Raw genomic sequence first — 18,660 nt, 5'->3', positions numbered from 1 at the left:
ATGGATTCTACACTTTCTCACCTTATCCCTGAGGTGATCAATATTGCACGTGCATCGGGTCAACTTATTCTCGATATATACGAGAAAGGAGATTTCGAAGAGTTCATTAAATCAGATGAAACTCCAGTGACCAGTGCCGATCTTGCCGCTCATAAATTAATTATCGAAAAACTTTCTCAATTAACACCAGATATTCCTATCCTTTCTGAAGAAGATGCAGGGATATCTTTAGAGCAACGAGCTCAATGGGAACGTTATTGGCTCGTTGACCCTCTTGATGGTACGCAAGAGTTCATCGCGCGCAGTGGTGATTTTGCTACGATTATTGCTTTAGTTGAAAATAATCGTCCGGTAATGGGGGTTGTGTATGGTCCTGTTTCAGGTGTTACATACTACGCTTATGAAGGGAAAGGGGCGTGGAAAATTCCTGATATGGATGAAAGTGTTCGTATTAGCACGTTAAAGCATGAAGATGAAAAACAGCCAATTGCGATAGCGATCAGTCGACGTCAAGATATCAATAACATAACACGTTGTATGAGCTCTGATTGGAATTACAATTTGGTTCCATTGGGGTCAGCTGCGCTTAAAGCCTGTTTGGTCGCAGAAGGTGCAGTGGATTGTTATTTACGATTAGGTCCAACTGGTGAATGGGATACCGCAGCAACGCAGTGTATTGTTCAAGAGGCGGGAGGTCGCATCTTATCTACAGAGCTTGAACCACTGTCTTATAATGAACGAGAGTCATTAGAAAATCCGAATTTTATTGTTCTCGGTGACGAAAATTTACCGTGGAATAAAATTCTTACATGTAAATAATTAGACCAAATCTTGATAAATTGATTATTAAGATTGCTATAATTTGACTACGATACTCGAAAATTATTTCTTTTCAGAGTACAATCCTTAATCATACTAAATTAGTCAGGTATTACTTGTGTCTTCAATCAATATTACTGAAAGTGCCCAAGAGCATTTTGCAAAACTTCTAGCACAGCAGCCAGAAGGGACAAACATCCGTGTATTCGTGGTTAATCCGGGTACTCAAAACGCAGAGTGTGGCGTATCTTACTGTCCACCAGAAGCAGTAGAAGCGAATGATACTGAGCTGAAGTTTGAAAAATTATCAGCATACGTTGATGAGTTAAGCCTACCATTCCTTGAAGATGCTGACATTGATTATGTTACTGACAAGATGGGTTCTCAGCTTACTCTTAAAGCACCTAATGCGAAAATGCGTAAAGTAGCCGATGATGCACCATTATTTGAACGTGTTGAATACGCAATTCAAACTCAAGTTAACCCACAATTAGCTGGTCACGGTGGCCATGTTAGCCTGATGGAAATTAACGATGAAGGTGTTGCTATCGTTCAGTTCGGTGGTGGTTGTAATGGTTGTTCAATGGTTGATGTGACACTAAAAGAAGGCATCGAAAAAGAACTATTGGTTCAATTCGAAGGCGAATTAACAGCAGTTAAAGATTTAACTGAGCATGATCGTGGTGAGCACTCTTACTACTAATTGTAAGTTTAATCGCAATAAAGAAAAGGTGAGTAGTTACTCACCTTTTTTGTATCTGCTATTTATGAGAAGGGAATTATTTACGCATTCGAGTAAATGTCTCGTTCCCCTAACCAACGTAAAATAATGGCTTTCGCATTTTGTGGGTAGTTATCATGTAGGTGACGAGCAATGCGCTGTACTTCTGGTATTAAGTGTTGGTCTCGAACTAAATCAGCAATTTTAAAGTCAGCCAACCCCGTTTGCTTGGTTCCAAGCAATTCACCTGGCCCTCGAATTTCTAAATCACGTTGGGCAATCACAAAGCCATCATTACTCTCTCGTAAAACACTTAAGCGTTTTTGTGCGGTCTTTGATAATGGCGAGTGATATAAGAGTACACAGTGACTTGCAACAGAACCTCGACCCACACGCCCACGTAATTGGTGCAGTTGTGCTAACCCTAAGCGCTCAGGGTTCTCAATGATCATTAAACTTGAGTTAGGCACATCTACCCCCACTTCGATAACCGTAGTAGCCACTAACAAATGCAGGTTCCCTTCTTTAAATTCCTGCATTATTTGCTGTTTTTCTTTTGGTTTCATTCTGCCGTGCACTAAACCAATGTTTAGTTCGGGTAGTTGTAGGCGTAACGCTTCTGCGGTGTCTGAAGCGGCTTGGGCTTCTAATACTTCGGAATCATCAATAAGAGTACAAACCCAGTAGGCTTGTCTACCATCGTTCATACACGCACTACGAACTTTGTTTACTATCTCATCACGACGTGTATCAGGAACCGCTATCGTTTGAATCGGTGTTCTACCCGGAGGAAGCTCATCAATAACAGAGGTTTCTAAGTCAGCATAAGCCGTCATGGCTAGCGTTCTAGGTATCGGTGTCGCTGTCATGATTAATTGATGTGGATAGGCTCCATTTTTTTGGCCTTTTTCACGCAGTTCTAAGCGTTGATCAACACCAAAACGATGTTGTTCATCAATAATAACCAGAGCAAGATGATGGAACTCTACATTTTGTTGAAACAGTGCGTGAGTACCCACTATCATTTTCGCCTCGCCACTGGCTATGCGTTCTAATTCTTTTTCTTTCGCTTTACCTGTTAGTTTACCTGCAAGCCAACCAACAGTAATTCCCATCGATTCAAACCAATGTGCAAAGTTAGCGGCGTGTTGTTCTGCGAGTAATTCCGTCGGAGCCATTAAAGCGACTTGATAGCCATGTTCAATAGCCTGTACCGCTGCTAATGCTGCAACTAAGGTTTTACCTGAACCTACATCACCTTGTACTAAGCGCATCATTGGGTGAGGTTTTGCTAAATCTTGCTCGATTTCGGTAACCACACGTTGTTGTGCGTTCGTGGGTGTAAAAGGAAGTTGCGCTAAGAGCTGTTGCTTTAAATTAGTCAGTGTTGCTAAGGGTAATGCATCTTCTTGTTGTCCTTTACTGCGAACAGACAACATAGATAAATTTTGAGCCAACAACTCTTCCATAATGAGGCGTTGTTGAGCAGGGTGTTTGCCTTCATCAAATGCATCAAGATTTATCGATGGATCTGGACGATGAATAATATGAAGCGCTTGATTAAGGGTAATTTGGTTATTGTATAAACCTTGTGGTAAAAGCTCAGTAACCGCAGCTTTATCTAATAACTCTAAGGCTTGGTCAGTTAGGCTACGTAATGTATTTTGACGTAATCCGTCCGTTGTTGGGTAGACAGGCGTTAAGCTTGCTTCAATTTCAAGTGGCTGGGATGGCACATGAAATTGATATTCAGGATGAACAATTTCTAAACCACTGCCTCCACGTTTAATTTCGCCATAAGCATGAACGAGTTTGCCTTCGCTAAAGCTGTTTTTCATGCCCGCATTAAAATTAAAAAAGCGTAGGGTAATAGTGCCGTTTCCATCACTGATTTTTACCAGTAACATTTTTCTTTTGCCAAATTGCATATCGCAAGACATGACTTTGCCTTGCACTGCGGCAAACAAACCAGAGTGAACACGTGCCATTGGATATACACGTGTTCGATCTTCATAGCGTAATGGGAGGTGGAAAAGTAAATCTTGAATGGAGACCAATCCTATTTTTTCGAGCTTTTCTGCGACTTTTGCTCCCACACCAGCAAGAGAGGTTAATGGAATGGCAGAAAGCATGGTATTGGTCATAAGTGGTTCCCTAGTATTTCTTTAATCTCGCTTTAAGGCAAAGTGATGAAATTTACGCCCTTGATAAGTCATTATACCTTTATCTCCTGGATTTAGAGCATGAAAATAATGGACGCCGACTTCAAATTCTCGTTTTGGTCCAAATCGTCCTTTTTGTACATAAATCCAAAATTCCTGATCTTCTTCTCCGGGTTGAGTGTCTGGGATTTCAACTATTTGCTTATCTAAAATAGTTACTTCGGCCGTCATCTCAGGGGCATTTTCTCCTAAGATATATTTGCTTTGGAAGCGTTTAAATAAAAATGCCGCAGCAAAAATAAAAATAAGTAACAAAATAATATAAGTAACAGGCATGATTTTCCTTAAACGTGCAAGTAAATACATAAGTTCATCATTATTCTACTCTTTATAGAAAGATAGATAAGGAGTATTTATCGAGTTTGTGCGGGTTTTCTAGTTATTTTATGTATCTTTTCTTTAGAAGTAGAAATCAAGAGACGAACTGAGATCTAGCTCGAACATTATCTTAAAATTATCCCCTATTATTTTACTGTGTACTAAAGATAATAATCTGAAGGATCAGAAAGAGAAACTCGCATTTGCATGGTATAAAGTAGAAAGAGATTTCAGAGTCAAAGATTAGGAGAGTGATATGTCTGATATTGATCTTGTTGTGAAGCAAAGTCGTAAAATTGAATCTTTATTAAAGACACATTATCACGCAGAAGGAAAAGGACTTCATCAGCTTATTAGTAGTTGTGAGGAGCGTCTTCCTCATGAAGTGATTAAGAAATTACGCTTTATTGCAACTATGCGAAACAAAGTTGTGCACGAAGAAGGGTATAAGTTAGAAGATAAATCCGCTTTCAAAGCTACGTGTAAAGAAATGAATGATATTTTGACCCCAAGAGCCAGTCGTTTTTTATGGAAATTGGTGGGGGGGATCGTATTGATTGCTACCTTGATATCTTTAGCTATCTATATGATTCATTGGGAAAATATTAAGCATTTATTTTAAGCGCTATATTTTAGATATAAAAAAACGGACGCATTTGCGTCCGTTTTTTTATATGAACTTATTTGAATGTAGATTAGTACATCATTGGCAGAGTCATTAGTCCAACAACTACTGCGATCATCATAAGTCCTTGTTTTTGCGATGAAGTAATCATTACTATGCTCCTCTAATGTCATCTATCATTGCTTGACAAATAGAATAACACCGTTTTTGGTTATTGATCAAGCACTGATTGCTCTAAAGCTTAAAAAAATAACTTTTCTATGACAATAGTGCCCATTACCTCCTTGGTTAAGGTGTGTTTTTGTCTGTTGTTATTGTGGTTTTTTGTGTTTAATTCATGTTAACTTGATTTAAGTTGTTGATTTTGTTTGTTTTAATTGGGTTTTTTATGGTTTGTTTATTAATCACCTATTTTAGTTGTGATTTTAGAGTTTAGGTGCGATATCTTGCTCTACTTTCAATTTTGCCTTTTTTATTGCTTCAATATGATCGGCTTTTAAGTGACTTTTATATCATTAGATTCTAAAGAGCATATTTTTCTAATAAAAAATCATATTACACTGGTTATAAGTTACTTTTATATATATGAAAAATTAATATATACATCGTTTAACTTGTTGTATTTATTGTGTTTTATCTTTTGTTTTTATGTTTTTTATCTTGTCGATAAAATAGTCTTTTTTAATATGGGCTATTCTTTTAGTTGTTTTGGCTTACTATTGCTTTCTATGAGCTATTTATCGATAAAAATAGAAAGCATAAAGCTAACCGTTGTTATCTGGTATGCTAAGACGGTCTTTAATAAATGATGAGAAAGTGAAATGAAACAAGATATCCATGGTCATGTTGTTTTAAATATTCTTATTGATTCTAAAGAGCCGTTACCACGCGCTCAATTGGAAGAGAAAATAGAGAGTGAATTTGGTTCTGAGGTTTGTTTTCATACTTGTAGCCAACAAGATTTAACGTTGGCTGAGTTGCTTGATTTTTTACTATCTAAAAAGAAGATTGTCGCAACGGAAGAAGGGCTTACAGCAAACCCTGAGCGCATGTGTCACCATTAATTATATTGGTGTAAATAAAAAGGTCGCATATAGCGACCTTTTTATTTGAAAGTGATGGTTTAGATTAAATATGGCTGAAGTAGCTCATGATGCCGTCTAAGAACATTTGTACCGATATCATAAGTAATAGCATACCCATTAAGCGTTCTATTGCTGCTAACCCTTTCTCACCAACCACGCGTTGGAATATTTCAGAAAACATTAAAATAACAGTTGTTGCTGACCATGCACCTAATAAAGCAAGGCTCCAATCAAGCATACGATCTGGCTCTTGGTGAGCTAAAAGTAATAATGTAGCAAGAATTGAAGGACCAGCAATCATAGGGATTGCAAGTGGTACAATTAAAGGTTCATCGCCAGCACCTAAACTTGCTCCTAATCCTCCCTCTGGTGGGAAAATCATTTTTAAGCCAATTAAGAATAAGATAATGGCACCAGAAATAGATACCGCTTCTTTTTTAAGGCTTAAGAAATTCAGGATTTGCTCCCCCATAAACAGAAATGCCATCATAATTGCCAAGGCAATAAGTAGCTCTCTGATTAAAATTATACGTCTACGCTTTTTTTCTACGTGTTTAAGAATGGCTGTAAATACAGGTAAGTTACCCATAGGGTCCATTATTAGAAAAAGCATGACAGCGGCAGAAAGCGTATCCATAAATGTGTACCAAGATTAAAGTTCAGAAGAATATCGGCAATGGTAGCATAGATACCCATTAAAAATGAGTTGAAGAGGTGGAGTCGTAGTATAAAAAAAGGAGCTGAGCGCTCCTTTTAAAATAATCTATTTATAGTGGGTGTTTTACATCATGTGTTTTTTTCTGATGTCTAATAAAGCAAATACACCAAAGATGAGTATTGACCACTTTTCCCAACGGCTCATTGATATTTTATCGCCAAAAGCGCCAATAAAGATAAGCATCTGCAAACCATGCATCATAAATAAAAATGCAGTCATGATGTAAAGAGCAATGGCTGCTTTACCTGGAAATGGCATAAAGAAATTTAAAATTAAAATAAACCACACAAAGGCAATGGCCGCTTTAGCAAGAATGATCAATCCTTTCATCTATTCCTCTCTTTCATATAATTTGAAGGTAACTTGTCCTGCGGTTTTGTCTTTGCTTAGATGCCAATGGGCAGGAACAGGCAATGAGCTTAACTCTTTTTCTGCTTCAATGTATATCATAGCGTTTGCCGCTAACCATCCATTATTTTCTAATTTTGTTAAGGTTTCTTCTAATAAATCTTTTCTAAATGGAGGATCAATAAAGACAACATCAAATGGAGTTGCAGCTTGATTTAAAAACGTCAATGCATCGGTATGATGAATTTCGATATTATCTGCTTTTAAACTCTCTGCATTTTGTTTAAGTTGTGCATGAGCTTGTTTATTTAACTCAAGCATTACGACGTGTTCAGCACCACGAGAAGCGGCTTCAAAACCTAAACCGCCGCTACCAGAAAAAAGATCCAAACAACGAGCTCGAGGAATATCAGGTGCTAACCAGTTAAAAACAGTCTCTTTTACACGGTCCGTGGTTGGTCGTAACCCTTCTGCATCATGTACTGGAAGTTTGCGTCCGCGCCAGCGTCCACTGATAATACGAATGCTTCCTGAGCGACCATTTGTGCCAGAAGTGCGAGGTGAGTGTTGTTTACGTTTAACCATAGATTTTTTGACCGCTCAGAAAGTGATAGTATACGAGAAAATTGTACCAATTTAATTCTAGGATTTCCCAATGACAGGCAAAAAGAAACGCGGATTATTGTCTTGGTTAGGTTTTGGTGATGAAGAAAAAGCCGAACAACCAGCAGTAGAACAACAATCAGTAGAAGAAAATGCAGAAACGCTTTCTCAGGCTCCATCTAAAGATGATAGTGCCGTAGAGAGTGTAGTGGAAGATGCAGAGCTTGAACAGCCTAAAGAAAGTGAGAAAGTAACGGTACAAGCTGAAGAAACGACAGAAGCGGAAGAAGTTGTTACTGAGAAAGAACCTGAAGCGGAATTAGAGGCTGAGCCTGTAATTAAAGTCGAAGAAGTTCAAGAAAAACCAACCGAAAGCTTCTTTGCTCGCTTAAAGCGTAGTTTGCAACGCACAAAAGAGAATATTGGTGCAGGATTCTTTGGTTTATTTAGCGGTAAAAAAATTGATGATGAACTGTTTGAAGAGCTTGAAGAGCAGTTATTAATTGCCGATGTGGGAATGGACACGACAGTTAGAATTATTGATAGTCTAACTGAAAAAGCGAGTAAGCAAGATCTTAAAGATGGTGAAGCATTATATGGTTTACTAAAAGAAGAAATGGCTGAAATCTTAGCTAAAGTTGAACAACCTCTGGAAATTGATGAAAAAAATATGCCACACGTGATTTTAATGGTTGGCGTAAATGGTGTTGGTAAAACAACAACGATCGGTAAGTTAGCAAAACAATTCCAAAATGAAGGTAAGTCGGTCATGTTGGCGGCGGGCGATACGTTCCGTGCAGCGGCTGTTGAGCAACTTCAGGTTTGGGGTCAGCGTAATGATGTTCCTGTTATTGCTCAACATACTGGAGCTGATAGTGCGTCTGTTATTTATGATGCGATTGAAGCTGCACGAGCACGTAAAGTTGATGTTGTTATTGCTGATACTGCAGGTCGTCTCCAAAATAAGAGTAACTTAATGGAGGAATTGCGTAAAATTGTTCGTGTAATGAAGAAAATTGACCCATCAGCACCGCATGAGATCATGTTAACTTTAGATGCGGGTACGGGCCAAAATGCCATTAGCCAAGCTAAATTGTTCAGTGATGTTGCTCCAGTAACTGGAATTACATTAACGAAATTGGACGGTACAGCAAAAGGTGGTGTTATTTTCTCTATTGCGGATCAATTCCAAATTCCAATCCGTTTTATCGGTGTTGGTGAAGGCATTGATGATTTACGTCCATTTGTGGCGCAAGATTTTATTGAAGCATTATTTAGTCGTGAGGAATAGCGCGTGATTCGATTTCAGCAAGTGTCGAAAGCCTATCGAGGTGGTCGTCCAGCATTACAAAAAGTAAATTTTCATTTAAATAGAGGTGAAATGGCTTTTTTGAGTGGTCATTCAGGGGCTGGTAAAAGTACGTTGTTGAAACTGATCTGTGCAATTGAACGTCCAAGTGATGGCAAGATCTTATTTAATGGTCATGATATTACAAAAATTTCGAATCAAGATATTCCATTTTTACGTCGTAATATCGGTATCGTTTTTCAAGATCATAAATTACTGATGAATCGTACTGTTTTCGATAATGTTGCATTACCAATGCGTGTTGAATCAGTACGAGAAAATGATATTAAGCGCCGAGTCTCGGCAGCATTAGATAAAACTGGGTTATTAGATAAAGCAAAAAGTTACCCTATGCAATTGTCTGGTGGTGAACAACAACGTGTGGGTATTGCTCGTGCGGTTGTAAATAAACCTATGTTGTTATTGGCTGATGAACCGACAGGTAACTTAGATCCACAGTTATCTCGTCAGGTGTTTAATCTTTTTGCTGAATTTAATCGTGTGGGAGTAAGCGTATTAATGGCTTCTCATGATTTATCATTAATTGGTGGTAATAAGTACCGTCGTTTTGATTTACACCAAGGGTGTTTACGCGAGGTTGCTGATCATGGCTAAGCGTAAACCTAAAAATACTCAAGGTGCATCAAATGACGGTTTCTGGGCTACTCATAAAAAACAAGCCAAGCTTTCTTTTCAAGAACTATTACGTCGTCCTTTAGGTAATATGCTGACATTAGCGGTGATTGCTATGTCATTAACCTTACCTTCAAGTATGTACTTAATTGGTAAAAACTTAACGATTGTCGCTTCAAAATGGCAAGCGCCTTCGCAAGTCAGTTTGTACTTACAACAAGATGTTGCAGAAACGAAAGTTCAAACCTTAAAGAGCGAGCTAGAACGCTGGAAAGAGATTGAAGCTGTTCAATACATCTCTCCACAAGAGGGGTTAAAAGAGCTGAGTGAGCATTCAGGTTTTGAGCAAGCACTAACACTATTAGATAGCAATCCGCTACCTGCCGTGTTAATTGTTTCACCAAAAACAGAGTGGCAAGGTACAGAACAAGTAAACCAGCTCGTTAATCGTTTGAAGCAGCAATCTTATGTAAACGAAGTTCGTTTGGATGATGATTGGTTAGCTCGATTGGATGCCATTAAACACGTAGCTGTCGTAGTCGCAACGACATTGGCTATTCTAATGTTTGTTGCTGTCTTTTTGATTGTAGGTAATACATTACGTTTTAATGTATTAGAGCAAAAAGATGAAATCCAAGTAATGAAATTAGTTGGTGCAACCAATACTTTTATCTTACGCCCTTATTTATACACGGGTATGTGGTTTGGTCTATTAGGTGGTTTTGTTGCTTGGCTATTAACTGCAATTATTACGGTTACTCTAAATGGAGCGGTAGATAATGTGGCTGTACTTTACGATAGTATCTTTCGTTTAGTTGGTTTAACGTGGGATGAGAGTTTGCTATTGCTTATGTTATCGTCATTTTTAGGTCTACTAGCGGCTCGAATTTCAGTGTTGCGTCATTTAAAAGAAATTGAACCGGTATAAAAGAAAACGATCTTTGTTTTAAATAAGATCTTAAGCCGCTAATTGATTGAATTAGCGGCTTTTTTGTTTTTGTTTTGTTAAAAACTGAACTTACTTAACAGAAATTAGTCAATAAAGTGTGGATAATTTTCCGCCTTTCACTTGCAGTCTGTTTACTTTAAGTACATTATTGCAAGGTTAAGTTAAGTAATACCAAGATATAAATGGGGATTTGAATGTCGAAAGAAATGTATTCAATGGCTGTCGTTTCACAAGATAGTATCGATAGCTATCTACGATCTGTTAATAGTTACCCAATGTTAACTGTGGCAGAGGAACGTGAGCTAGCGGAGCGTTTACACTACAAAGAAGAAATAGAGGCAGCGAAAGAGCTGATCTTATCTCATCTTCGTTTCGTCGTACATGTTGCCCGTGGTTATTCAGGTTACGGTCTACCTTTGGCGGATCTTATTCAAGAAGGTAACGTAGGCTTAATGAAAGCAGTAAAACGTTTTAACCCTGAAGTGGGTGTGCGTTTGGTGTCTTTTGCTGTGCACTGGATTAAAGCTGAAATTCATGAATACGTATTAAGAAACTGGCGTATTGTGAAGGTAGCAACGACCAAAGCACAACGTAAATTGTTTTTTAATTTAAGAAAGAATAAAAAACGTTTAGGTTGGTTTAACAACGGTGAAGTTGAAGCGGTTGCAAAAGATCTTGGTGTTGCACCGTCTGAAGTTAGAGAGATGGAAGCACGACTTGCTGCTCAAGACTCAACGTTTGAAGCTCCTGCAGAAGATGACGACCGTGATATGGCGTTTACTGCACCAGTTTACTATCTAGAAGATAAGCAATCAGATGTTGCTTACTCTTTAGAAGAAGATAACTGGGAAGATTATACAAATAATCGTTTAGCAAATGCGATTGCGACGTTAGATGAGCGTAGTCAGCATATTGTTCAATCTCGTTGGTTAGCTGATGAGAAAGCGACACTGCAAGAGTTAGCGGATACTTATCAAGTATCGGCGGAGCGTATTCGTCAACTTGAGAAGAATGCGATGAAAAAATTGAAGGATGCCGTTGGCGACGTTCTTTAATTACAATAAGAATTTTAAAGAAGGCTGAACTTGAAAGAGTTCAGCCTTTTTTTATACCTATAGAAACGTCAGTAATTGAGTGGAATATCTAATCTAACCGTATTGGTATGATCAAGAGTTTGATTAATTCGATGGATTATAATAAAAATATCTTGTGTATAAGTAGGGAGTTATCTGTTTAGATCTTGATTGAATTTAGTAAAACCTAGATAACACGATAGCTTAGCAACAGAATTTATATCCACACTTTAAAAAGGATCTTCACTACATGTAGTGGATCACTTTTTCATAAACTACTTTATCAACGTAATTCACAGCTTTCTCCACAGGTGAGTAAAAATTAAACAACTAAAAATAGCCTAAAAAAATGTGTGGATAATAACTATGTGGATAACTTTGTTTAACCCTTACGTACTCTGTGTTTTTCTTGTGGTTAATCGAGAGTACAATAAATAAAAAATAGAGAGAAAGGCTCATAATGGATCAGTTTCAACATATATCAGTAGTAGACGCTCAGGAAAAGTTAAAGCAGCAAGATCTTAATGCTGTATTGGTAGATATTAGGGATCCACAATCCTTCATTAGAGGGCATGTAGAAAATGCATTTCATTTAACGAACGACACGATCGTTGAATTAATGAATGAGGTTGATTTTGAACAGCCGGTGTTGGTTATGTGCTATCACGGACATAGTAGCCAAGGTGCAGCTCAGTATTTAGTGAATCAAGGTTATGAAGAAGTTTATAGTGTTGATGGTGGATTTGAAGGTTGGCATAAAGCAGGGTTACCTGTGGAGAAATAAAAGCATATGCAAAGATTAATCGCATTATCAAACCCCAGAGCAGGACAGGCATTTATTGATTATATGGCATCAAGACATATCGATATCAGAATGATGCCTGAAGGAGATGGGCAGTTTGCTTTGTGGGTTGTTTCTGATGATGCTTATTTACTGGAAGTTGAATCAGAATTACAGGCATTTTTACGTAATCCTAATGATGTTAAATACCAATCAGCATCATGGGATATGGCGGATACACGAACGGCAAAATTTGCATATGGTTCGCCTAATCTCATCAAAATGATCAAAGCGAAAGCCGGGATCTTTACGTTGTCGATTATGCTTGTGTGTATTGTGATTTTTGCTTTGCAGCAATTAGGTTGGAATAACTCTATTTTCCAAGCATTACACTTTCCTGCCTATCAAGGACAAAGTGTTGAAGTATGGCGCTGGTTCTCACATGCATTGCTGCACTTTTCTGCGACACACATAATTTTTAACTTGTTGTGGTGGTGGCAGTTAGGTGGGGATATTGAATTACGATTAGGTCGCACTAAGTTAGTACAACTGTTTTTATTTTCTGCACTGTTTTCTGGTTTAGGTCAGTTCTGGGTAGAAGGTGCTAATTTTGGTGGGCTATCTGGTGTGGTGTATGCGCTACTTGGTTATTCTTGGTTTATTGGCTGGCTAGCGCCAGAGAGAGGCGTTTCAGTTTCTAAACCGATAGTTGGTTTTATGCTTGTTTGGCTAGTTCTTGGTTATGTCCAACCTTTTATGGCTATTGCAAATACTGCACATTTAGCCGGTTTAATTACGGGATGTGTGATTGCAGGTATTGATAGTCGCTTTAAAAGATCTTCATTGAGTTAAAAAAAATGAGCGAGGTAATGATTACCTCGCTCATTTTATATCGACACAGATAAATGAAAATATCTGGTACCAAAATGGTTATTGGTAGATGTATTTGGTAAACAGTAAATCAACGGCTAACGTTTTTCCTGTCTCTGCAAGCAACAGTTCATTAATTGCAGTTAAACACTCTTTTCTAATTTCTTCACGACCCGCAAGGGATTTAATTCTTTGTTCTGGTTGTTGTCCTAATACTTCAACTAATGCGTTTCGGATCTGTGGGTTGTGACGCTCTAATTGCGGTAAATCTCGGTTATCTGCAACAAGAATATCTACTCGAATTTGGATGTAACCTAGCTTTTTTCCTGTTGTTACAAAATTCGTTGTTAAATCTGGTGCCAGTGTAAAGTAGCCCATTTGAGGAGCGACTTCTTCTTCTGCGTGGATCGCAGGGGAGAATATTTGGCTAATAATCAGCAGTAACCCTGCAAATAATGATTTCTTTGTCATTTTCTAATCCATTCATCAGTCAATTTATTTTATTACTTGATACAATAGTCGGCAGTTGTGAGAAAAAATTAACTACAATCTTTCAATATAAGCAATATATGTGAAAGATGTTATAGAGAATATGTCAGATATCAATTCTTGGTGTGCTTCTGTACTAAAAAGAGTGCAGTGGCAAGAGGCCGATACATTTGAGTGTTGTAACGATCTGCAGCGTTATTGGTTGCTAGGATTAGATTCACTATCACGTCGTTTAGAGCAACATTGCCATGTGTTATCGGTATCGGTATTGGATAATACCCATGTGAACCCAAATAAATTAACCGTAGAAGAGAAAGATCTTCTTAGCGGAGAAGTGTGTTTGCGTCGAAAAGTTATCTTAAAAGGCGATCAGCAGTCATGGGTTTATGGTAGAACATTAATTCCGTTATCATCATTGCAAGATCAACCGCATGATTTAACTCGTCAAGGTCATACACCTCTAGGTATTACTGTATTTAGTGCTCAAAGTGCACATAGAGATAAATTACAAGTAGGAAAAATAATGACAGAAAGAGGAGAGTTGTTTGCTCGTCGTTCTCGATTATGGATGAATAATAAACCCATGCTAGTTGCAGAGTTATTTTTACCAGAAGCACCCATTTATTCAAAGGAAGTGGAATCATGAATATGTCAAAAGCAGAGGCGTTTTGGCAATTGACCCGAATGAATCGTCCAATTGGTTCTCTATTACTTTTATGGCCAACATTATGGGCTTTATTTTTAGCAGCCGATGGATTACCTGATTGGCATGTACTTATTGTATTTGTATTAGGTGTAATTTTTATGCGTTCTGCGGGGTGCGTGATTAATGATTTTGCGGACCGTAAAGTGGATGGTCATGTAAAACGAACGGCTAATCGTCCATTGCCTTCTGGAGTTATCTCTTCAAAAGAAGCGTTGTCTCTTTTTGCTGTTTTGGTTGTGTGTTCTTTTCTTCTTGTTTTAACCATGAACACCTTAACGATTATGCTATCTGGTATCGGTATTGTTCTTGCCATTGCTTACCCTTTTATGAAACGAGTGACGTATCTCCCTCAGTTTGTACTTGGACTAGCATTTAGCTGGGCAATTCCAATGGCATACGCAGCAGAATCAAATCAGGTACCACCTGAAGCGTGGTTACTGTTTGTGATTAATGCATTGTGGACGATCGCCTACGATACACAGTATGCAATGGTGGACAGAGATGATGATGTAAAGATTGGTATTAAATCAACAGCCATTTTGTTTGGACGCTATGATAAAACGATTATCGGTTTATTGCAGTTATCGGTATTGGCATTATTGATCGTATTAGGCTCTCAATTAGCGCTTTCTGGTATTTATTATTGGGGAATATTAGCGGCTGCTGGATTTTTTGTGTATCAGCAATGGTTAATAAAAGGACGTGAAAGGGAAGCTTGCTTTAAAGCGTTTTTAAATAATAACTATGTCGGTGGACTGATTTTTATTGCTATCAGTGCAAGTGTGTTATACCAATCGTAGTCAATAACTGATCGCTCTAGCTTGTTAAAATGTTCGATAATTACGTTAGAACTTTTGATTGTAGAATAACTACTTATCGAAAAATTCTGCCTTGTTCTCAAGCATTTTTTCTTCGCTATTTCTGCTCACTTACTTACTGTGATTGATATTAATTTAAAGTGTTGTTTTAAAAGAAAAGCCAGTATGACTAATATCATACTGGCTTTTTTGTATTTAAAGAAAGGGACGTTAAATTAGTCTTCTTTTGTCATTACTGCATGAATCGTTAGCTTAATTTCAGGAGTAAGAAGGTGTGCGATATCTTGCGATAACGGTTCAACTTTACTTAACACTGCTGCGCCATCTTCATCAAGGTATCCTTCTGTTTTTAGAGTATTAAACAGAATGCAGAATACACCTTTATCAAAGAACTCAGGTGCGTTGATACCATGTAGACGACTTAAACGTTGAGCCATGATTTGGCTTTGCTCTTCTAATTCATCTTTGCCCAAATCTGGTGATGCTTGAAGATGCGTTAGTGCGATAGCATAGCGCTGTAGAGTTTCTGAAATGGTATGAGCAAGTAAATGCAATTTGCGAATATTTGCATTACACAGTTGCAGTGTATCACCATCACGTAAAATCAGATTTTGTTGAACTAATTCATCAATATGATTATTTACTATAGAGGTCAATTCTTCCTCTTTGTAATGTAAGAACAATTCCGCTTTTAGGAAAGGATAAATTAATTTTATCTGGTCCTGAATTTGTTCTACGGTAATCGTGTCATGGTGAACGACGAGTTTTGCAATCAATGATGGTAGTGCAAATAGATGGATAATGTTATTTCGATAGTAAGTCATCAGTAGAGACTGGTTACGATCTAATGAAACAATCTCACCTAGCGTATCTTTCTCAATAACAAACTTATCCAGCTTAATGGCATGTTCTAGTAAAGCGTCAGCATCTTCACTTGGAACAGTTGCCGTTGCTGAGTATGGAACATTACGTAGAATTTGCAGGTAACAATCTAATTGTTCAGTTAAGTCTTCCTTACTTAGTGCTCGTTGGTTTGCAGCAAGTAAAGCGGTTGCACATAATGTTAATGCGTTAGCTGCCGCTGCATCATTAATATGTGTCATCATCTTATTAGCGATGCCGTTTACGACTGGTGTCATCCATTCTGGTTTCTGTGGTTCAATCGGGTTGATCGATTCAGACCAATTTGGAGCATGCTCATTTAAGTAATGGTTTAATGAGATAGGCTCACCAAAGTTAACGTAACCTTGTCCGAAATTACGTAGTTTGCGTAGTGTACGTAATACCTGACCTGCATTTTCTTTTTCTTTACGTTTACCACGCAGCTCTTTTGCGTAAGTGGTTACTTCCATTACGTGTTCATAACCAATATAAACAGGTACTAAGGTAACTGGGCGGTTTAAGCCACGTAGCATTGCTTGTACCGTCATTGCTAACATACCTGTTTTCGCTTGTAATAAACGACCGGTACGTGAACGTCCACCTTCACTGAAGTATTCAACTGAGTATCCTTTTGCAAAAAGCTCAGCTAAATATTCACGGAAGATGGTTGAGTACAGGCGATTACCTTTAAAGCTACGACGAATAAAGAAAGCACCACCGCGACGGAAAATAGGACCCGCAGGGAAGAAGTTTAAGTTAATGCCTGCAGCAATATGTGGTGGAACTAAACCTTCATGGTATAAAACATAAGAAAGGAGTAGGTAATCCATGTGACTACGATGACAAGGAACATAAACAATCTCATGGCCTTCTTGTGCTAATTTACGCACAGTAGAAGCGTTATTGATGTTTAATCCCTGATATAAACGGTTCCATAACCATTTTAAAATACGGTTGCCATTTTTAATTAGAGAATAAGAGAAGTTGGTAGCGATTTCTTCCATGATACCCATGGCTTCTTTACGCACTTTCTCTACATCGACATTTCGACTTTTTGCTTCTTCTAAAATGACTTTCTCAATCGCTTGTGATTTTAATAAGCGATTAAATAACGCTTGGCGATTAGGTAGGTTAGGACCTGATGCCGCTAATTTTTGGCGAGAAAAGTGTATTTTTGCAACACGCGCTAATTTATGTGCAATGGCTTCATCAGAGCCGTGGTTATCAGCCATGTAACGTAAAGATACCACTGGGCTAATACGAACGGTTGAGTCTCGTCCTGCTTTTATTAACGTGACAAATTTTTGAGGTCCGTTAAGTGGCATTAAGTGAGGTTTACTTGTACCTTCTTTACCTGGCTTTCTTCCCCACAAAATAGAGGTAGGGATCAGTTGGAAATCAGCGTCTGGATTATCAGCATGGTGCTTTAATACAATCTTAAATAGGTCTAACGACTCTTGTGGAAGATCGTCATCAGTATCGAACATTTTTGGTCCGATAGAAGTAAATACATAGCGTGGATATTTTACGCCTTCAATCTCGATAGGAGATAGAGGGTCAGGCAAACCAAGTTCTAGGGCACTTTTTTGTAGTGTAAGTAAATCCACATGTGAACGAAATGGTAGTGCGTAAATAATTGGGCGCTCAAGATCAATGTTTAAATCTTCAATAGGATTCGATGGAATCGAGCTACTCTTCACCATTACCGATAGTGGTAACTTTAGTAAAGAATGATAAATAGTGTGTCCTGTAGACATAATGACAATAACGCCTTAGTTATGTACCGAGCAGTCGGCCGTATAATAGATGCTTACAATTTCAGGCAAGAATAGCAGAACTGGTCAAACCTTTTAATAGGGATGAACAGAATATCCGCAATTGTATGAGTCATATGACAGAAAAGTAAGCGATTTTGTCTTATTTTTAATCAATAGGTCTTTCAAAGCATAGCACAGCTGTATATACTCACAGTGAACTGTATAAACAGACAGGTGATTTATGAAGCCGCTAACGGCAAGACAGCAAGAAGTCTTTGATCTTATCAAAGCAAAAATTGATGATACTGGCATGCCACCAACACGTGCAGAAATTGCTCGTGAGTTGGGATTTCGTTCAGCGAATGCGGCGGAAGAGCACTTAAAGGCATTAGCTCGTAAGCAGGTGATAGAAATTATTCCTGGTGCATCTCGTGGAATACGTATTTTACTGCAAGATGCAGATCATCATGATGAAGAACTGGGTGTTCCACTCATTGGTCAAGTTGCAGCAGGAGAGCCTATTCTTGCTCAAGAGCATGTTGAGAGCCACTATAAAGTTGATCCTGGAATGTTTAAGCCACAAGCTGATTTCTTATTACGCGTGAACGGCGAAAGCATGAAAGACATTGGAATTATGGATGGTGATTTACTTGCGGTTCATAAAACTCAAGACGTTCGCGATGGCCAAGTCGTTGTTGCGCGTGTTGATGATGATGTAACGGTAAAACGCTTAGAGCGTAAAGGCTCTATGGTATTTCTTCATGCCGAAAATGAAGAGTTTTCACCAATTGAAGTGGATTTAACCTCTCAAAGTTTAAGTATTGAAGGTCTTGCTGTTGGCGTGATCAGAAGTACAACTTGGATGTAATTACAATCTAATCATCTAGATTGACAT

The 18,660-nt window shown here is 38.2% G+C and carries 20 protein-coding genes; 13 read left to right on the top strand and 7 right to left on the bottom strand.

Annotation, left to right across the window (positions count from 1 at the left end):
* Both cysQ and nfuA read left to right on the top strand, forming a co-directional pair.
* Positions 1-819: a 3'(2'),5'-bisphosphate nucleotidase CysQ gene (gene cysQ, locus AVFI_RS12955; RefSeq protein ID WP_054775826.1), complete on the top strand. Its 819-nt coding sequence runs from the start codon at positions 1-3 to the stop codon at positions 817-819.
* A gap of 118 nt (positions 820-937) precedes the next feature.
* The gene (gene nfuA, locus AVFI_RS12950; protein WP_005421395.1) at positions 938-1,522 is read left to right on the top strand and encodes a Fe-S biogenesis protein NfuA; all 585 of its coding nucleotides are present in this window, start codon (positions 938-940) and stop codon (positions 1,520-1,522) included.
* 80 nt (positions 1,523-1,602) lie between these two features.
* Here the strand turns inward: nfuA and recG are convergent, their stop codons facing one another.
* Positions 1,603-3,684 (bottom strand): ATP-dependent DNA helicase RecG, encoded by a 2,082-nt coding sequence (gene recG, locus AVFI_RS12945; RefSeq protein WP_054775827.1) that lies wholly within the window; start codon positions 3,682-3,684, stop codon positions 1,603-1,605.
* Positions 3,685-3,705: 21 nt separating this feature from the next.
* Complete coding sequence (locus tag AVFI_RS12940; protein WP_005421391.1) at positions 3,706-4,038, bottom strand: DUF2500 domain-containing protein; 333 nt, start codon at positions 4,036-4,038, stop codon at positions 3,706-3,708.
* Between the two features lie 298 nt (positions 4,039-4,336).
* Here AVFI_RS12940 and AVFI_RS12935 point away from each other — a divergent pair, with 298 nt between their 5' ends.
* Positions 4,337-4,702: a hypothetical protein gene (locus tag AVFI_RS12935; RefSeq protein ID WP_011262820.1), complete on the top strand. Its 366-nt coding sequence runs from the start codon at positions 4,337-4,339 to the stop codon at positions 4,700-4,702.
* Positions 4,703-5,526: 824 nt separating this feature from the next.
* Positions 5,527-5,769, top strand: coding sequence for a YecH family metal-binding protein (locus tag AVFI_RS12930; protein WP_011262818.1), 243 nt, complete (start codon positions 5,527-5,529; stop codon positions 5,767-5,769).
* Between the two features lie 64 nt (positions 5,770-5,833).
* Here the strand turns inward: AVFI_RS12930 and AVFI_RS12925 are convergent, their stop codons facing one another.
* The 3 genes from AVFI_RS12925 to rsmD form a co-directional block, all read right to left on the bottom strand.
* A complete protein-coding gene (locus tag AVFI_RS12925) occupies positions 5,834-6,427 on the bottom strand; it encodes a YhgN family NAAT transporter (RefSeq protein WP_005421385.1) in 594 nt (197 codons plus the stop codon).
* A gap of 144 nt (positions 6,428-6,571) precedes the next feature.
* Complete coding sequence (locus tag AVFI_RS12920; RefSeq protein WP_005421383.1) at positions 6,572-6,838, bottom strand: DUF1145 domain-containing protein; 267 nt, start codon at positions 6,836-6,838, stop codon at positions 6,572-6,574.
* Entirely contained in the window at positions 6,839-7,441 is a 603-nt protein-coding gene (gene rsmD / locus AVFI_RS12915; protein WP_012534366.1) for a 16S rRNA (guanine(966)-N(2))-methyltransferase RsmD, read from the bottom strand.
* 70 nt (positions 7,442-7,511) lie between these two features.
* Between rsmD and ftsY the strand changes: the two genes are divergently transcribed.
* The 6 genes from ftsY to glpG all read left to right on the top strand — a co-directional run bounded on the left by ftsY (position 7,512) and on the right by glpG (position 13,095).
* The gene (ftsY, locus tag AVFI_RS12910) at positions 7,512-8,750 is read left to right on the top strand and encodes a signal recognition particle-docking protein FtsY (RefSeq protein WP_012534380.1); all 1,239 of its coding nucleotides are present in this window, start codon (positions 7,512-7,514) and stop codon (positions 8,748-8,750) included.
* 3 nt (positions 8,751-8,753) lie between these two features.
* Positions 8,754-9,422, top strand: a complete 669-nt coding sequence (gene ftsE / locus AVFI_RS12905; protein ID WP_005421376.1) for a cell division ATP-binding protein FtsE — start codon at positions 8,754-8,756, stop codon at positions 9,420-9,422.
* Complete coding sequence (gene ftsX, locus AVFI_RS12900; protein ID WP_005421374.1) at positions 9,415-10,368, top strand: permease-like cell division protein FtsX; 954 nt, start codon at positions 9,415-9,417, stop codon at positions 10,366-10,368. The genes ftsE and ftsX overlap by 8 nt, the downstream gene beginning before the upstream one ends.
* Before the next feature lie 215 nt (positions 10,369-10,583).
* A complete protein-coding gene (gene rpoH / locus AVFI_RS12895) occupies positions 10,584-11,444 on the top strand; it encodes an RNA polymerase sigma factor RpoH (RefSeq protein WP_005421372.1) in 861 nt (286 codons plus the stop codon).
* A gap of 478 nt (positions 11,445-11,922) precedes the next feature.
* Positions 11,923-12,246 carry a thiosulfate sulfurtransferase GlpE gene (glpE, locus tag AVFI_RS12890; protein ID WP_012534374.1) on the top strand — a complete coding sequence of 108 codons (324 nt, stop codon included), beginning with the start codon at positions 11,923-11,925 and terminating at the stop codon, positions 12,244-12,246.
* Positions 12,247-12,252: 6 nt separating this feature from the next.
* A complete protein-coding gene (glpG, locus tag AVFI_RS12885) occupies positions 12,253-13,095 on the top strand; it encodes a rhomboid family intramembrane serine protease GlpG (RefSeq protein WP_012534343.1) in 843 nt (280 codons plus the stop codon).
* Between the two features lie 78 nt (positions 13,096-13,173).
* Here the strand turns inward: glpG and AVFI_RS12880 are convergent, their stop codons facing one another.
* Positions 13,174-13,584, bottom strand: a complete 411-nt coding sequence (locus tag AVFI_RS12880; protein WP_005421359.1) for a flagellar basal body-associated protein FliL — start codon at positions 13,582-13,584, stop codon at positions 13,174-13,176.
* Positions 13,585-13,705: 121 nt separating this feature from the next.
* Here AVFI_RS12880 and AVFI_RS12875 point away from each other — a divergent pair, with 121 nt between their 5' ends.
* The gene (locus AVFI_RS12875; RefSeq protein WP_054775828.1) at positions 13,706-14,248 is read left to right on the top strand and encodes a chorismate lyase; all 543 of its coding nucleotides are present in this window, start codon (positions 13,706-13,708) and stop codon (positions 14,246-14,248) included.
* A complete protein-coding gene (gene ubiA, locus AVFI_RS12870; RefSeq protein WP_054775829.1) occupies positions 14,245-15,108 on the top strand; it encodes a 4-hydroxybenzoate octaprenyltransferase in 864 nt (287 codons plus the stop codon). The genes AVFI_RS12875 and ubiA overlap by 4 nt, the downstream gene beginning before the upstream one ends.
* 233 nt (positions 15,109-15,341) lie before the next feature.
* Here the strand turns inward: ubiA and plsB are convergent, their stop codons facing one another.
* On the bottom strand, positions 15,342-17,765 hold the full coding sequence (plsB, locus tag AVFI_RS12865; RefSeq protein ID WP_017019519.1) for a glycerol-3-phosphate 1-O-acyltransferase PlsB: 2,424 nt from the start codon (positions 17,763-17,765) through the stop codon (positions 15,342-15,344).
* A 241-nt stretch (positions 17,766-18,006) separates the two neighbouring features.
* Here plsB and lexA point away from each other — a divergent pair, with 241 nt between their 5' ends.
* Entirely contained in the window at positions 18,007-18,633 is a 627-nt protein-coding gene (gene lexA / locus AVFI_RS12860) for a transcriptional repressor LexA (protein WP_005421350.1), read from the top strand.
* Positions 18,634-18,660 lie beyond the last annotated feature (27 nt).

It is taken from the genome of Aliivibrio fischeri ATCC 7744 = JCM 18803 = DSM 507, from assembly GCF_023983475.1.
GTDB classification, from domain to species: Bacteria; Pseudomonadota; Gammaproteobacteria; order Enterobacterales; family Vibrionaceae; genus Aliivibrio; species Aliivibrio fischeri.
The sequence above is the reverse complement of the archived record's forward strand: the minus strand, read 5'-3'. Positions and strand labels throughout refer to the sequence as shown.

Excerpts from the sequence above, each read along its gene's own strand:
- AVFI_RS12920 (WP_005421383.1), bottom strand. The coding sequence starts at position 6,838 with ATGAAAGGATTGATCATTCTTGCTAAAGCGGCCATTGCCTTTGTGTGG.
- AVFI_RS12875 (WP_054775828.1), top strand. The coding sequence starts at position 13,706 with ATGTCAGATATCAATTCTTGGTGTGCTTCTGTACTAAAAAGAGTGCAG.
- glpG (WP_012534343.1), top strand. The coding sequence starts at position 12,253 with ATGCAAAGATTAATCGCATTATCAAACCCCAGAGCAGGACAGGCATTT.
- ftsY (WP_012534380.1), top strand. The coding sequence starts at position 7,512 with ATGACAGGCAAAAAGAAACGCGGATTATTGTCTTGGTTAGGTTTTGGT.
- AVFI_RS12925 (WP_005421385.1), bottom strand. The coding sequence starts at position 6,427 with ATGGATACGCTTTCTGCCGCTGTCATGCTTTTTCTAATAATGGACCCT.
- lexA (WP_005421350.1), top strand. The coding sequence starts at position 18,007 with ATGAAGCCGCTAACGGCAAGACAGCAAGAAGTCTTTGATCTTATCAAA.
- cysQ (WP_054775826.1), top strand. The coding sequence starts at position 1 with ATGGATTCTACACTTTCTCACCTTATCCCTGAGGTGATCAATATTGCA.
- ftsX (WP_005421374.1), top strand. The coding sequence starts at position 9,415 with ATGGCTAAGCGTAAACCTAAAAATACTCAAGGTGCATCAAATGACGGT.
- rpoH (WP_005421372.1), top strand. The coding sequence starts at position 10,584 with ATGTCGAAAGAAATGTATTCAATGGCTGTCGTTTCACAAGATAGTATC.
- recG (WP_054775827.1), bottom strand. The coding sequence starts at position 3,684 with ATGACCAATACCATGCTTTCTGCCATTCCATTAACCTCTCTTGCTGGT.
- AVFI_RS12935 (WP_011262820.1), top strand. The coding sequence starts at position 4,337 with ATGTCTGATATTGATCTTGTTGTGAAGCAAAGTCGTAAAATTGAATCT.
- rsmD (WP_012534366.1), bottom strand. The coding sequence starts at position 7,441 with ATGGTTAAACGTAAACAACACTCACCTCGCACTTCTGGCACAAATGGT.
- AVFI_RS12930 (WP_011262818.1), top strand. The coding sequence starts at position 5,527 with ATGAAACAAGATATCCATGGTCATGTTGTTTTAAATATTCTTATTGAT.
- ubiA (WP_054775829.1), top strand. The coding sequence starts at position 14,245 with ATGAATATGTCAAAAGCAGAGGCGTTTTGGCAATTGACCCGAATGAAT.
- plsB (WP_017019519.1), bottom strand. The coding sequence starts at position 17,765 with ATGTCTACAGGACACACTATTTATCATTCTTTACTAAAGTTACCACTA.
- AVFI_RS12940 (WP_005421391.1), bottom strand. The coding sequence starts at position 4,038 with ATGCCTGTTACTTATATTATTTTGTTACTTATTTTTATTTTTGCTGCG.
- glpE (WP_012534374.1), top strand. The coding sequence starts at position 11,923 with ATGGATCAGTTTCAACATATATCAGTAGTAGACGCTCAGGAAAAGTTA.
- AVFI_RS12880 (WP_005421359.1), bottom strand. The coding sequence starts at position 13,584 with ATGACAAAGAAATCATTATTTGCAGGGTTACTGCTGATTATTAGCCAA.